The organism is Providencia sp. wls1914 (assembly GCF_009706645.1).
Taxonomy (GTDB): domain Bacteria; phylum Pseudomonadota; class Gammaproteobacteria; order Enterobacterales; family Enterobacteriaceae; genus Providencia; species Providencia zhijiangensis.
In genome coordinates this window covers 36,445-51,000 of record NZ_WLUN01000002.1, presented here as the reverse complement: position 1 = coordinate 51,000, position 14,556 = coordinate 36,445, and the positions used below count along the sequence as shown (strand labels likewise).

The 14,556-nt window shown below is 42.8% G+C and carries 10 protein-coding genes and 5 pseudogenes; 8 read left to right on the top strand and 7 right to left on the bottom strand.

Annotated elements, in window-relative coordinates:
- Positions 1-53 precede the first annotated feature (53 nt).
- From gntU to gntR, 3 genes and pseudogenes are all read right to left on the bottom strand, one after another.
- The gene (gene gntU, locus GKR74_RS00215; protein WP_154602019.1) at positions 54-1,412 is read right to left on the bottom strand and encodes a gluconate transporter; all 1,359 of its coding nucleotides are present in this window, start codon (positions 1,410-1,412) and stop codon (positions 54-56) included.
- A pseudogene (gene gntK / locus GKR74_RS00210) lies at positions 1,397-1,951 on the bottom strand (gluconokinase). The gene gntU and the pseudogene gntK overlap by 16 nt, the downstream one beginning before the upstream one ends.
- 215 nt (positions 1,952-2,166) lie before the next feature.
- Complete coding sequence (gene gntR / locus GKR74_RS00205; protein WP_154602018.1) at positions 2,167-3,162, bottom strand: gluconate operon transcriptional repressor GntR; 996 nt, start codon at positions 3,160-3,162, stop codon at positions 2,167-2,169.
- 194 nt (positions 3,163-3,356) lie between these two features.
- On the opposite strand from gntR, the pseudogene GKR74_RS00200 reads away from it, so the two are divergent.
- The 8 genes and pseudogenes from GKR74_RS00200 to GKR74_RS00165 all read left to right on the top strand — a co-directional run.
- A pseudogene (locus GKR74_RS00200) lies at positions 3,357-4,385 on the top strand (ABC transporter substrate-binding protein); the annotation flags it as partial.
- A pseudogene (locus tag GKR74_RS00195) lies at positions 4,385-5,398 on the top strand (FecCD family ABC transporter permease). The pseudogenes GKR74_RS00200 and GKR74_RS00195, both read left to right, overlap by 1 nt.
- Positions 5,386-6,153 carry an ABC transporter ATP-binding protein gene (locus GKR74_RS00190; RefSeq protein ID WP_154602015.1) on the top strand — a complete coding sequence of 256 codons (768 nt, stop codon included), beginning with the start codon at positions 5,386-5,388 and terminating at the stop codon, positions 6,151-6,153. The pseudogene GKR74_RS00195 and the gene GKR74_RS00190 overlap by 13 nt, the downstream one beginning before the upstream one ends.
- Positions 6,154-6,164: 11 nt before the next feature.
- Positions 6,165-6,980, top strand: a pseudogene (locus GKR74_RS00185) (class I SAM-dependent methyltransferase); the annotation flags it as partial.
- Positions 6,980-7,825, top strand: a complete 846-nt coding sequence (gene modD / locus GKR74_RS00180; RefSeq protein ID WP_154602013.1) for a ModD protein — start codon at positions 6,980-6,982, stop codon at positions 7,823-7,825. The pseudogene GKR74_RS00185 and the gene modD, both read left to right, overlap by 1 nt.
- 141 nt (positions 7,826-7,966) lie before the next feature.
- A complete protein-coding gene (locus GKR74_RS00175) occupies positions 7,967-10,042 on the top strand; it encodes a TonB-dependent receptor plug domain-containing protein (RefSeq protein WP_154602012.1) in 2,076 nt (691 codons plus the stop codon).
- Positions 10,043-10,494: 452 nt separating this feature from the next.
- Positions 10,495-11,454, top strand: coding sequence for a winged helix-turn-helix domain-containing protein (locus GKR74_RS00170; protein ID WP_154602011.1), 960 nt, complete (start codon positions 10,495-10,497; stop codon positions 11,452-11,454).
- A complete protein-coding gene (locus GKR74_RS00165) occupies positions 11,455-11,931 on the top strand; it encodes a FidL-like protein (protein WP_154602010.1) in 477 nt (158 codons plus the stop codon).
- A gap of 39 nt (positions 11,932-11,970) precedes the next feature.
- On the opposite strand, the pseudogene GKR74_RS18285 reads toward GKR74_RS00165, so the two are convergent.
- From GKR74_RS18285 to GKR74_RS00145, 4 genes and pseudogenes are all read right to left on the bottom strand, one after another.
- Positions 11,971-12,933, bottom strand: a pseudogene (locus GKR74_RS18285) (MrpH family fimbial adhesin).
- Between the two features lie 65 nt (positions 12,934-12,998).
- Complete coding sequence (locus tag GKR74_RS00155) at positions 12,999-13,550, bottom strand: fimbrial protein (protein ID WP_154602008.1); 552 nt, start codon at positions 13,548-13,550, stop codon at positions 12,999-13,001.
- The gene (locus GKR74_RS00150) at positions 13,550-14,044 is read right to left on the bottom strand and encodes a fimbrial protein (RefSeq protein ID WP_154602007.1); all 495 of its coding nucleotides are present in this window, start codon (positions 14,042-14,044) and stop codon (positions 13,550-13,552) included. The genes GKR74_RS00155 and GKR74_RS00150 overlap by 1 nt, the downstream gene beginning before the upstream one ends.
- An 11-nt stretch (positions 14,045-14,055) precedes the next feature.
- The gene (locus GKR74_RS00145; RefSeq protein ID WP_154602006.1) at positions 14,056-14,547 is read right to left on the bottom strand and encodes a fimbrial protein; all 492 of its coding nucleotides are present in this window, start codon (positions 14,545-14,547) and stop codon (positions 14,056-14,058) included.
- Positions 14,548-14,556: the final 9 nt, after the last annotated feature.

Sequence of the window (14,556 nt, the reverse complement as noted above, 5' to 3'; positions counted from 1 at the left end):
CCTAAGTAAGCTGACTTTTGTTTTTTTACAGAAGAGATAGAGAGAAATCAGTTTTACAGGAACGTAAAGAAAATCATCCCAACAATCGCACCCGTGGTGCCTAAAATCGTTTCCATGATAGTCCACGTTTTTAAGGTTTGAGCTTCAGTTGCGCCAGTAAATTTACCGAATAACCAGAAACCAGAGTCATTCACATGGCTCAGAATTAATGAACCACCAGAGATACAAATCGCTAATGCCGCCAATTGAGCACCAGAGTAACCTAGCTCACCGATAACAGGCAGGACTAAACCAACAGTCGTTAAACAAGCAACAGTTGCAGAGCCTTGGATAACACGTACCGCACCCGCTAAAACGAAACACGCAACAGCAATCGGTAAACCTGCACCAATCAGTGAGTCACCTAATGCAGGACCCACACCAGAATCCACCAGCACTTGTTTGAACACGCCACCCGCACCGGTCACTAATAGGATGATACCCGCAGGTTGAATTGCTGCAGAACAGACCGCCATCACGCGCTCTTTGTCCATACCGTAACGGAAGCCTAAGCCGTAGATTGCCAGCAAACATGCCAGTAATAATGCAGTAAATGGATGGCCAATAAATTCTAACCAATTTTCTAAATTTGAGCCTTTTTCCACAAAGTGAGTTCCGATGGTTTTTAAACCGACCAGTAATAGTGGGAACAACACAAGGCTTAAACTGAAACCAAAGCTTGGCATTTTGCCATTTGATGTTTGTGGTGCTTGGTAGTCGGCAGGAATTTCAATGCTAACAAACTTGCTGATAAAGCTACCAAACAGTGGGCCCGCTAAAATCATGCTAGGGATAGCCGCACACAGACCAATTAAGATCATCCAGCCATAATCTGCACCCATTTGTGACGCCACCAGCATGGGTGTTGGCCCCGGTAACAGGAAGGCTGCCGCTGCTGCCACACCCGCAAACAGAGGGATAGCTAAGCGAACCACGTTGTGGCCTGTACGGTTAGCGACGGCAAATACCACGCCGATTAATAGCACGATAGCCACGTCAAAGAACAATGGCAGTGCGCAGATTAAACCGGCGATCCCCACCGCATAGTGCGCGCGTTTTTCACCAAAAAGGTCTAATAACTTATGAGCGACCTGATCCAATGCACCTGTTTCATGCAGGATTTTACCGAACATCGCACCTAAGGCGACGACGATAGCAAGGAATCCAAGGGTTCCCGCCATCCCTTTTTGCATGGTTGCAGTGATATCTTGGATTGGCATACCGGAAAATAGACCCGCACCAATCGATACAATCATTAACGCCACAAAAGCGTGTAAACGCGCGTACATCACTAAAAATAGCAATAATACCACCGAGCCAACGGCGGTCAGTACCAATGTTAAGGTACTTAATGTTTCTACTGGTGCGTTCATGCTTTATCTCCCGTCATGATTTGACGAATGGTTGCACAGGTATTGTCGATAACCTCATTGAGCGCAGGACGGATATCAACCGCATAAGCGTCAGCTTCTTGGGTATCTGGTTCTTGCAGTGTATCGAACTGTGATTTCAACATTTCTGGTTTAAAGAAATGACCACGACGCGCTCTTAAGCGCTCTTCAATGACTGCTGCATCGCCTTTCAGATAGATAAAATAGAGATTTTTATTATCTTCACGAAGAATATCGCGATAACTCTTTTTCAATGCAGAGCACACAACCAGAGAAACTTGATTGGTTCTTTGCATTGCAAAAATGGCACCATTCAGCGCTTCTAACCACGGACGACGATCGTCATCATTCAGTGCATGTCCGGATGCCATTTTCATAATATTGGATTTCGGGTGCAAAAAGTCCCCGTCTAAAAAGGCAGCTTGTAACTGCTGAGCAACGCCACTCGCCACTGCGGATTTGCCGCTACCCGATACCCCCATTAAGACAAATGTGTAGTTTTGATTTTGGGTATCACTCATAGGAAACTCCTCGGGTGTTGAAAAGAGGTTATTTAATTCTAGATTTGAAATTTAATTTAGGTTGTTATTCCGGTGCCCTGGCGGGATGTTACCGGTAACAGGTTACGGGTAACATTATTGCTAGTGGATATTTATTTAGCAATTAGATAGGTGAAGAAAACAGCGGAATTGTGATGGTAATCGCAATAATCTTTTGCTGACTCGATGCAACCTTACTAGATACTTTCACCAGTTAGTAACTTAAAACCAACATCGAATTTTTTCTGCGATAATTTCTCCCCGCGCATCCTTGCCAGCAGCACTTCTGCCGCCTTGCGCCCCATAAGGTCACGGGGGGTTAAGATACTGGCGAGTTTTGGCGTCATCACCTGCCCCACATCATGGCCGTGGAAGCCCGAAATAGCCAAATCGTTGGGGACATTAATCCCTAAACGCTGGCATTCAAAAATCGCGCCGATGGCTAAGTCATCGTTGGTACAAAATAGCCCGTCGGTATCGGGGTATTTTACGCGACATTCTTGAAGTAATTGTGCACCAAGAGAATAAGAGGAGCTCTCTTGAGTCATTAAATTACGTGGAGTCAGTTTGGCATCGAGCATGGCTTTTTCATAACCTTCCAAGCGGATGATTGTCCGCTCATCCTGCCTCGCCCCTAAATAGACGACTTTCTGGCAGCCACGGTCGATCATCGCCTGCGTCATTTGGCGAGATGCTTCAAAGTTATCAATGCCGACTGCGGCATCAAAACAAGGCGAAATACTGTCCATAATTTCGACGACAGGGATCCCCGCCGTTTTTAACATGCGTAGGGTGCGCTCGGTATGGGTACGTTCCGCTAAAATCACGCCGTCGATATTGTAAGAAAGCAGCGAAGTTAGGCGCTCTTCTTCCTTTTCTGCACGATAACCATAGTGCGCCAACATGGTTTGATAACCATGTTTGTCGGTCACGGCTTCAATACCGCGGATCACTTCCGCAAAAACTTGGTTGGTTAATGATGGCAATAGAACGCCGATGGCGTGGCTTGTGGCATTCGACAAAATATCAGGTGCTTTATTTGGGATATAGCCTAGTTCCTCCACTGCACTGGCAATCTTCCCGCGCAAGGATTCTGAAACTTGCTCAGGATTACGCAGAAAACGGCTCACCGTCATTTTTGTGATACCGACTCGGTCGGCTACATCTTGCAAAGAAGGTCTTTTATTCTTCATATATCCCAGATTATCTATAATACGCCGTTATATTTCGCTATGTTCTGCGATCTGCCAGTGGATATCAATCCTTGATATTGCTTTAAATCACAGAAACATCGACTTTTCAGTGCTATCTCGTTTTTACTGTTGACTCTATTGCCTGACTTCGCTAATTTTCGCGCTATATAAATATAAGCATAACGATATTAATTATGGCAATGAACAGAAGACATTTTATCCAATCCTGTGCTGTCCTTGCGGCATTCTACAGTTTACCTGCATTTAGTCGCAGCCCTGTCGCAGAGGCATTATTCGGTACTTTACCTGCAAACGGTAACATTCAAAAAGTGATCACGGCGGGCCCGCCCGCAGACTTGCTGATGCTTGCTCTCGCCCCAGAAAAAATGGTGGGTTTTGCCTCGATTAACTTGAAAAAAGGAAATAGTGAACTGTTTGCGCCACAATGGATGAATTTGCCTGTTTATGGTCGTCTTGCGGGACGAGGTAGCACGTTATCCCTTGAACAATTATTGGCTTACCATCCTGATTTGATCCTCGATACTGGCAATATCGATGAAACCTACCGTTCCCAAGCGGAAAAAGTTGCTAAACAAACCGGTATCCCGTATTTGCTGATGGACGGCAAGCTGATTGATGCTCCGCAACAGCTGCGTCAACTTGGTCGTCTATTGAATGTTAATCAGCAAGCTGAAAAACTGAGTATGATCGCAGAACGCTATCTTAGCAATGCTCAACAATTTGCACTGACTCAACAACAAAACCCCCTCAGTTTTTACCTCGCCAGAGGTGCAAAAGGACTACAAACCGGTACAAAAGGCTCTATTCATACTGAAGCTATCGAAATGCTCGGTTTTCGCAATGTGGTGGACATCGATGGCTTCCACGGTTTGACCGATGTTTCTATGGAGCAGCTGTACCAGTGGGAACCCGACATTATCATCACCCAATATGATGAATCAGTTGAATTAATCACTCGCTCGCCATTATGGGCAGGACTCAAAGCTGTCTCATCGAATAATCTTTTCATCTTCAGTGGTATGCCATTTGGTTGGTTAGATGGCCCACCGGGGATCAACCGTTTATTGGGCATGAGACGCCTACAAAGCCACTTTGATAAAGCGGTTGAAGAGACTATCACGCACGATCTCAGACAATTTTTTGAGCTATTCTATCACTCGTCGCTCACTCAAGAGCAGGTCGACTTGCTAATGGAAAGGTCATGACGGCGAGCTGGCTCAACACCAAAACTAAGCCATTATTATTGATGGCTATTTTGCTACTCTGTTTTCTGATGGCATTAATCAGTGGTAAATACTCACTAACCTTGGAAGAGCTCTATCGCTTGTTTATCCAAGCGCCTGTGGACGACCCTCGCAGCAACACGGTATTTTGGCAAATTCGCTTTCCGCGCGTCTTAGCCGCCATTTTAATCGGTGGCGGGCTGGCGATTGCCGGCGCGGCTTACCAAGGCATGTTCCGTAACCCGCTAGTATCCCCCGATATTTTAGGGGTTTCCGCAGGGGCGGGCGTCGGGGCTGTTTTAGGGATATTTCTCGGGCAATCTCTGGTTTCCATCCAACTGTTTGCTTTTGTGGGTGGGTTAATCACCGTTGCCGTAGTCTATTTTATCGCCCGTTTGGCACGCCAGCACGACCCGATTCTGTCCCTTGTGCTGGTTGGGGTTGCCGTCAGTGCGATTTGCGGCTCTGCCATCTCATTAATGAAAATATTAGCCGACCCCTACACGCAGCTTCCCTCTATCACGTTCTGGCTACTCGGTGGTCTGTCTTCCATTACTCAGCAAGATTTATGGTCAGTCCTGCCCATCATGATAATGGGTTTTATCCCCTTATTAATGCTGCGTTGGCGCATGAATTTGCTAAGTTTATCCGATGAAGAAGCCAAAAGCTTAGGGGTGAATGTGACGCTCAATCGCACCATTTTGATTGTTAGCGCAACACTGATCACCGCCAGCACTGTGTCGATAGCCGGCATTATTGGCTGGGTAGGGCTAATTGTTCCCCATATTACGCGAATGATAGTGGGTGCTAACTTCCGCTATCAACTTCCTGCGGCAATGGCTATCGGCGCTATTTTACTGCTAATCACCGATACGCTAGCTCGCACCATTGCTGCCATTGAATTACCGCTCGGGATCTTAACCTCCGCTGTAGGCGCGCCCTTTTTCTTAGCCATTTTGCTACAAACAAGGCGGGTTAAATGAGTATTTTAACCCTAGAAAATGTGGCGATCGGCTACCACCGCCAAGCCATTATTGAAGGCATTAACCTGCATTTACCTGAAGGTGAGATGACCTGCTTGCTGGGTGCGAATGGGTGCGGAAAAACCACCTTAATGAAAACCTTATTAGGGTTACTTCCCGCCATTGATGGGGATATATGCTTACAAGGGCAACCCATCAATCAGCTGAAACAGCGAGATATCGCGAAAGTGATTGCTTACGTACCTCAAGCTCACGATACGCCCTTTACGTTTTCGGTGGTCGATATGGTGATGATGGGACTGACCCCTTATCTCTCTGCGTTCAGCGTACCGGGGGAAAAAGAAAAAGCCAGTGCCATGGAGCAATTGGCCCAATTTGGCATTGAACACCTTGCAGAGCGCTTGTATAGCACCCTCAGTGGGGGAGAAAAGCAGCTGGTTTTAATTGCCAGAGCCTTAGTCCAAAAGCCCAAATTATTGATTATGGATGAACCGGCGGCAAGCCTCGATTTTGGCAACCAAATTCGGCTGTTACAGCATATCGAAACGCTGAAGCAGCATGGGATCACGGTGTTGATGTCCACCCATCATCCCCAACATGCCGCCGCCATTGCCGACCATGTAATTTTACTCAACAAACAACAGCAGGCACGGCAAGGCTCGACTCAAAGTATGTTAACGCTCACTAACTTGGCAGAACTCTATAATATCGATGCACCGAGTATTACGGCGCATTTTCAGCTTCCACTCAATTTTACTTGTTAAGGTCAGGGATCATGCTTATTCACCAACTCGATTTTGCCGCAATGTATCAGCAGCATATGCAACAAGCCCAACGCACACGCAAAGAGCCAGAGCATTGGGATAAAAAAGCCCACCAAATGGCGCAAAACTGTGCTAATCCGAACGATCCATACTTAATTCGCTTTCGCCAATTAATGGATTTTACGGGTGCAAAAACTTTGCTGGATGTGGGATGTGGGCCCGGCTCTATTAGCCTTTATCTCGCTAACCAATTTCAATCTGTCACCGGCATTGACTACAGCGCTGGTATGCTCGAAATGGCCAATATTCGTGCCAAAGAAATGAATGTCACCAATGCGCAATTTAAAACCCTTGCGTGGGAAGATAGCTGGGATGATTTACCAAAAGCCGATATTTCGGTGGCCTCTCGCTCTACTCTCGTGGATGACTTAAAAGCCGCAATGTTAAAGCTCAACCGCCAAACTAACCTGCGCGTATATACCACCCACACCGTTAACCCGACATTTATTGATGAAAGAATTATCCGCGAAATTGGGCGTGAAGTGGTTAGCTTGCCAACCTATATCTATGCCGTGAATGTCCTGCATCAAATGGGGATCCACGCCCGTGTCGACTTTATTAAAAGCCCAAACCGAGGTGGATTCGATAACGTGGATGCGTTTATCGATAGCGTAAATTGGTCTCTCAAAGATCTCACCGAAGAAGAAATTGAAAAACTGCGTGCTTACTACCAAAAACAAACCGCAGATGGCAAAACCCTACCGTTCCCATCCCGCGATTGGGCGATGGTCTCATGGGATGTGGTGGATGAAGCGGAACTGACATTATGATCTACGTGCCTGACGCCTTGATTGACCAGTTGCTGCTCGACGATATCCAGTATGGGGATCTCACCAGCCGCTCCCTTGGCTTACACACCCAGCAAGGCACTATGACCTTTACCTCTAAGCTTGGCGGCTGTGTCAGCGGGTTGGATATCGCCCAACGTATGCTCACAAAGCTGGGCATACGCAGCGAATGCCTATTTCGTGACGGAGATATTGTGGAGCCACAAAGCCGCTTGATTAGCGCGTTTGGCTCGGTTGAAGCACTGCATCAAGGATGGAAGGCAGTCCAGAATGTCTTGGAATGGTGCGGTGGCGTCAGTCACTACACCCATCAAATGGTCATGATATTAAAAAAATATCACCCTAATGGGCAGCTCGCTTGCACGCGAAAAACCATTCCCGCAACCAAGCCTCTTGCGTTAACCGCGATCCTCGCCGGTGGCGGCATTATCCATCGCACGGGTAGCGCAGAAACTATCTTGCTATTCACTAACCATCGCAACTGCCTCGCCAACCCCGATGATTGGCAGCTACATGTCGATACGTTACGAGCGGCCGCTCCAGAGAAGCAGATCATTGTTGAAGCCGATGACTATCAGCAAGCCCTGCTTGCCATTGCTGCTAACGCCGATATTGTGCAGCTGGATAAACTTCCCGTAGAGCAGATTCAGCAATTACAACGCTTGGTGAATGATAAAAAATCTCGCTGCCGATTATCCATTGCCGGTGGCGTTAACCTGCAAACCATCGAAAGCTTTGCGCAAACAGGGATTCCTCTGTTGGTGACTTCAGCGCCCTATTACGCAAACCCGAGAGACATCAAAGTACAGATATTTAAATCTTAACGACCCAAATATAGAGATTTAAAACCTTATCCTGCGGCTAACCGCGGGATGGTGTTTTATGGCAAAAGCGACGCCTATCGTTATATAAAAATAAATATATCGATATAAATCGCAGGAAAAACTAACTGGAAATTATTAATAATGAAAATAAAACAAATTACCTATTTGATAGGAATGGCGTTATTCGCAGCACAGGGGCAAGCAGCAACGACCTCTCCAGAGAATAATCAGGCACAAGCTGATGCTAGCCGCGATGTGATGTCCGTCTGGAGCACCCCACTCGCCGCTGATGCCAACGTGATCACTGAGTCGCAAATGAAGCAACTCAATAAAACCAACGTGGCTCAAGCCCTAAGCACCCTACCCGGCGTGGCGATTCAAAAATCCGGTAACCGTAACGAAACTCAAGTGAACGTGCGTGGCTTTGACAGCCGCCAAGTCCCCGTTTTCTTCGACGGTATCCCGACTTATGTTCCTTATGACGGTACCCTTGATCTTGGGCGCTTTATGACCAGCGAACTGGCGAGTGTCGAGCTTTCGACTGGGTATACTTCCCTGTTACAAGGCCCAAACTTAATGGGCGGTGCCATCAACTTAACCACCGCCACCCCGAAAAAACCATTTGAAGCGAATATCAGCCTGAACCAAGGCTTTGCGCGTGGTGCAGATAATGCCCATAACGTTAGCGCCCGCCTTGGTGGTCGCAATGATTTAGGTTTTATTCAAGTCAGTGGTAGCCAATATAAACAGCGCTTTATGGGCCTACCTAGCTCTGACGATAATAACCCTTATGCAGGGACTCACGGGCGCCGTACTAACTCCGCTACCGATGATAAGCGTTTAATGCTGAAAATGGGCTGGACGCCACGCGAAGCCGATGAGTATGTGGTGACTTATATTAAGCAAGATGGTTCTAAAGATAGTGCCACAAAGATTGATCCAGATTTAAAAAAGGGTCTACAACGTTGGCAATGGCCTGCCTATGATAAAGAAAGTATCTACTTTAATGGTACAACACAAATCACTGAAGATATCGCCGTACAGAGCCGCCTATACCACGACAGTTTTAAAAATACGCTTCATCAGTACACCGATAACGATAAGAAGAAAAAGAAAAAAAGCACAAGCTACGATGAATATAAAAGCTGGAATATGAATTACAGCCGCTATGACGACTACAGCAACGGTGCAGACTTACGTGCAGACTTTACGGTACGCGAACTAGATATGCTCTCTTTTGCTGCCCACTGGAAAGAAGATGTTCATCGCTCTCGTAGTAGCAAGCTGGTTCCATTTGACCGTTATAAAGATCAGACATGGTCTGTTTCCACCGAATATCAATGGGTGGCAACTGACAAGCTCGATATCATCGGCGGTATTGGCTATGACTGGCGCGATGGCAATGAAGGTAAACGCTATAAGTATAATAAAGATACCTATGCCATCACGGGTGTAGAGCATTATGATACTAACAGCCAGCATGCCTTTAACTGGGAGATGATGGCGCGTTACCATTTAGAAAATGAAGATACCGTTCAATTTTCTGTATCGGATAGAACACGTTTCCCTACCCAAAAGGAACGCTATACGACTAATAAGCCTATCAGACCAAATGATACTTTTGTTGTGAATCCACACTTAGACCCAGAGCGTGCACTCACCTTTGATTTAACCTATAAAGGGCATTTCACCCCCGTATGGAGTTACACAGCAAGCACTTACTATAACCACGTTTCTGATGCCATTATGGCTCACCACATTGGAACCTTAAGTGATGGTACAGATCAATATCAAAACCGTAACAGCGGCAAAGTGGATTATGTCGGCGCGGATTTAGGCACCACAGGGCAGATCACCGATTGGATGGAAGCGGGTGTGAACTACAGCTATATTCACGCTGATCCGAAACATTATAGCGTACGCCATGTTTCAGAGCTGCCAACCCACAAAGCGTTTGCTTGGGTGAAATTCACGCCATATGAGCCAATGAGCATTACGATTACAGAAGAAGCCAGAAGCTGGGCATTTAACTATGTGGACAGTGAAGATAAGGTACGCGGCTTCGCCAAAACCGATCTCCGCGTGGATTATGACTTAGGGCATGGGCTATCCGTGAACAGCTCAGTCAACAACTTGTTCGACAAGTCCTATGAATATACCGATGGCTATATAGAAGAAGGTCGCAACTATTGGCTAGGAATTGAATATAAATACTAATACGTAATTATATAAGGCAAGATATTACTTTCTTGCCTTATAAATTGAGAAATAAATTGTCTTATCAGTTAATTTGACCTATAAATAGAATTAAGCGAAATCCCTTAGGATAATTCTTATAAATAACTCTACTTAGCGTCCTCAAAATTTAGTTTTATCTACCGATATAACAACGAAAACGAATATATTTATAATAATAAACTATCAATAATATTTTATTTAGTTTATTGCTCCGATATGATATTCAAATCAATATTTTTGCTAATTTATAGCAAAAAAGCTCATCCCCGAATACTTGAAGTTATTCCAATCCCTATTTAGACTATACTCATAATTAAATTAATAAAAATATATAAATCCCCAGAATAAATTTAACTTAAATTACATTAAGCCACTAATTAATGGTGGCTTAGCTATTGAATTATTTGAATTTCAGAGAGCAGACGATAACTATGATTGAAAAACATGATTATACAATCGATAACAAGTTTATTTTTGAGCACAGGACAAGTCGTATTTTTCTAAAAGATGATCCAGATCAACATATTGAATTATCTAAACCTGCGGCTCGATTATTTGGTGAAATCCTTTTATTGAATTTAAAGAAAGGCATTGCTACCCGAGATGAACTTCTTACAAATGTTTGGGAAGAATATGGTCTGGTTGGCTCAAATAATAATTTAAACACCTATATCAGCGAAATAAGGAAAAAACTTGAGCTGGTTGGTATTGATCCAAAAACAATTGTTACGGTTCCTAAAAAAGGATTTAGAATTGATAGTCATCTATCCAGTATTGCAATGGATAATGACAACAAAAAAACTGTATCTAGTGAAATTATCACCTCAGATAATTATGGGATAACAGAAACACTTGTCACCCCATCTAAGAGTTTGCTAATACCCCAAAATACTGAACTTACAAAAGTCTCTATTTCAGGGGGTGAAAATGAAATTGTAGAATTTAATGCTTCAATAAGTAATAGTACCGATGATTCAACAAAAAAAACCATTTCAACTTCAGAAATTATTGCCACTAAAAATAGTAATCTAAAAGGTAGAATGCTTTTATTTTCTATCATTTCATTCATCTTGATAGGCTCATTTTACTTATTTATCAACACATTAAAACAAAATGATGATGAGCGGAATAGCTATACAACGTTTGGAAACCGAGATAATTGCGTATTTCAATCACCCATCAAAATGAATGAACAGGCAAAAAAAACCAATCTCGATTTTATTAATAAAAAGTTAAATAAATATAATATTTCCTGCGAAGAGCCAAAACGAATTATTGTTCTTTCTGATGTCAATGCCTCTTACTCATTTGATAAAAATGCTGCAATTAGCGTTTGTAAAGAAAAAAATAATAAGTTTGACTGTGTTTCTATTAACGATCAGAGAATTTAAATGAAAAAGTATCTTATTACTGCAACTCTAGCTGCGGTTATTATCCCCATTACTTATGTTACCTTTGCAAAAGGTAAAGATGATATAAAACTTTGTCATTCTGAAATTGTTTGGATAAAAGAAAATGGTACACCGGATGGTATTATTCTTAAATCTAAGATGTCATTACAGGTTTCAGACAATCATAATGGAAGAATGAATTTTTATGGTTATATAAAAAACCAAGAAACCATTTATCGATTAGATCGTGCTATTTATTTTTCCTATACACCAGTAGATAAAAAGGGTAATTATTCAATCGTGATGAATTCTTCATCAGTCACAAACTCTGATAGCACTCCTAATGAAGTATTCTCCAATTTCATTCAATTGGAAAAAGACAAAATAAAATATTATGTGAATGTTACTAGAATGGAAGATAATGTTTATATTTTGAAGGATGAGGCCTATTCTGCCTTCACTTGCTATGTTGAATAAGTATAAAGCTTAATAATTTCTATATTAAAAATGCGCACTTTAGAATAAATAAAAAAGATTAAAAAAAAGCCTACCAACATTTACGTTTAAGTAGGCAAAACCGTCAACATGGGAAAATGACGAATACAAAATTTTTAACGCTTTACATCATGGAATGGTCATTACCAGTGTAATCACACCACTAAAGTTACCCGGCGCAACCGTACCATTCGTTTTCAATACAGATTCTACTGTCACAAGCTCATTCGTATTTGCTCTTGCATTAATAATCGTACCATACCAAGCAGGTTGGCCGTTCAATGTCACTCGTGACATCAATTCACCATTCGGACGTAAATTCACATACTCTTGCACCATGTTTGAAGAAACTTTTACTCGCATGTTTTGGTTACAAACAATCGAGAAGAATCCACGCTGCATATTTCCATTCAGATCCCCAGTGTTCAATGTACCGTGATCTAATTCCATTCGGTTATTTGGAACATAATTGAAATAGCACTTACCAGCAGGTGGTGGCGCAATACCACAGATTCCACCAGGTAACATTTTTGCGGAACTACTAGTGCGGTTTGTGTCTAAAAAGATACCGACACACTCATCTGCTGTAATAGCTCCGGAGTGACGACTATCCCCTCTTTTAGGAAAACTCAAACCACATTGGTTTTGCGCTGCATCAATAATTGATTGCATCGTCGGATAAGTCGCGAAATTTATGGAACACTCCCAGTCTTTACGAGACCCTGCGCCCCCAATATTTGGCGCTGTATGTAAATGGTTAATCGTAAAATAACAGTTCCTAGCACCTCCAGAGCCTAAAACAGAAACACATGGGTTTGGTTCCGTAGAAGAGCTAGCTCTCCAATAATCAAATTGGTAATAATAGGTATGGCTACTACCTGAAGAAACAATATCTTCAACATACGAGAAATATGTCGACCCATAACCAAGAGAGCTTATAAAAAGCAACGGTATTAAAAATAACCTTTGAATTCGTTTTCCCATTTCAGTTCTCTTTATTTACTTAATAAAGCTTAGTTAAATCAAAGCAATACACTTTGATAATAAAATTACTCGTACTCAAATATAAATGTTGCAGTGGCTGATATTTTACCGACTTTCACTTGTTTATTATTCACAACATCCGATGTCGCTTTGATAAATGAATTAAACTGTAATTCATTCTTACCCGCTTTACTGATTGGCATTAGCGATGAAAATTGGTTAATTTTCATCGGGGTTCCATCGGTTAACTCAATAAAAATACCTAATCCAGGGTTTAAATCACTGCCCGTCAACGCAAGGGAACCTGGCAGCAGTAAGTTTTCAGTTCCTGAGAATTTTACTTTCAACTTTTGTGCAATAGTCAAATCGCAATCTGATAACACTAACGTGAAGGGTTCATTAGGAAATTGAAATCCCGGTTCATAGATATCCAGCAATCGAATATCACCAAAATCAACTTCAACCTTTGAGTTTTCAGGTAATACCACACAAGGTGCATTCACCAACGTCCCTTTGATTTTCATATTATTCTGCGCCGCTTGCGCAGGCATTGTTGCTACCGCAGCGAGGTTTCCCAGTAATGCAAATAAAATTCCAAAACGTATTTTCTTATTCATTATTGGTACTCCACAAGCATGGTTCCGTTCGCAAGAAAGTCGCCCGTTTTCAGCTCTTTATTACCATCACGAACCAATACAGCCCAAAGCACCCCAGGGTTACTTGGGTTAATTAAATATTTTTTACCTAAATCTAAAGTTTGATCGCCTAGTTGAAATTTAACCGCTAGGTTAGTAATACCAGTATTCAATCCGTTGGTATCAAACGTGCTTTTTGCGCCATTTAACGTTAAATACATGGCCCAGTTGTTCTTGTTTTCTTCACACTGGATTTGGTAATTCACTTGTCTCTTCTGGGCATTACCTTGAATGGATTTAATGGGAACGTTACCAAACTCCACTTCAATATCTTTACCATTATCAATATGGCACGGCGGCGGTGTGATTAAATTACCTTTAATCAGAATGTCTGTTTCGTTATCTCTCGCCGTTGCAGAGAAAGGGAATAAGATAAACAGTAAAAACACCCCAATAAGCTTATAAATGTTCCGCATGTTTATCACCTTTATTGATACTCAACTTTGAGTGTCGCATTAGCCGTAAAGGCTTTCGCTGGTAAATCAGCACCACTTTTCTTCACCAACACCGCAAATAATTTAGTCGGTGATGCAAAGTTAAAGGCACGTCTACTTTTTAATGGAAAATCATTGGTATCCGCCTTAAAAAGGACACCGAGATTATCGACACTCGTTTTAAGCACCCGCTGGTCAAACACAGCGGGTGTGCCGTCAATATACATATTCAATTTTGGTTGAACGCCGTCTTTACAGGTAATGGTGTAGTCCATTGGCTGTTTATACACTTCACCTTCAATACGCGTGGTCATGACATTGCCAAAATCAACTTCTATGGCTTGTCCATTATTAATCTGGCAGGGCTTGGATAAGACGACACCTTTAATTTCTACATACAGGTAGCCTGAAAATCCAAAGGCACCTGACGTAAAAAGAGTCGATGATATCAATAATACCTTGGCTAAATTTTTAATAGACATCATAGCGGTAGA

Coding starts and splice junctions, on each gene's coding strand:
- gntU (WP_154602019.1), bottom strand. CDS start 1,412: ATGAACGCACCAGTAGAAACATTAAGTACCTTAACATTGGTACTGACC.
- gntR (WP_154602018.1), bottom strand. CDS start 3,162: ATGAAGAATAAAAGACCTTCTTTGCAAGATGTAGCCGACCGAGTCGGT.
- GKR74_RS00190 (WP_154602015.1), top strand. CDS start 5,386: ATGAGTATTTTAACCCTAGAAAATGTGGCGATCGGCTACCACCGCCAA.
- modD (WP_154602013.1), top strand. CDS start 6,980: ATGATCTACGTGCCTGACGCCTTGATTGACCAGTTGCTGCTCGACGAT.
- GKR74_RS00175 (WP_154602012.1), top strand. CDS start 7,967: ATGAAAATAAAACAAATTACCTATTTGATAGGAATGGCGTTATTCGCA.
- GKR74_RS00170 (WP_154602011.1), top strand. CDS start 10,495: ATGATTGAAAAACATGATTATACAATCGATAACAAGTTTATTTTTGAG.
- GKR74_RS00165 (WP_154602010.1), top strand. CDS start 11,455: ATGAAAAAGTATCTTATTACTGCAACTCTAGCTGCGGTTATTATCCCC.
- GKR74_RS00155 (WP_154602008.1), bottom strand. CDS start 13,550: ATGAATAAGAAAATACGTTTTGGAATTTTATTTGCATTACTGGGAAAC.
- GKR74_RS00150 (WP_154602007.1), bottom strand. CDS start 14,044: ATGCGGAACATTTATAAGCTTATTGGGGTGTTTTTACTGTTTATCTTA.
- GKR74_RS00145 (WP_154602006.1), bottom strand. CDS start 14,547: ATGATGTCTATTAAAAATTTAGCCAAGGTATTATTGATATCATCGACT.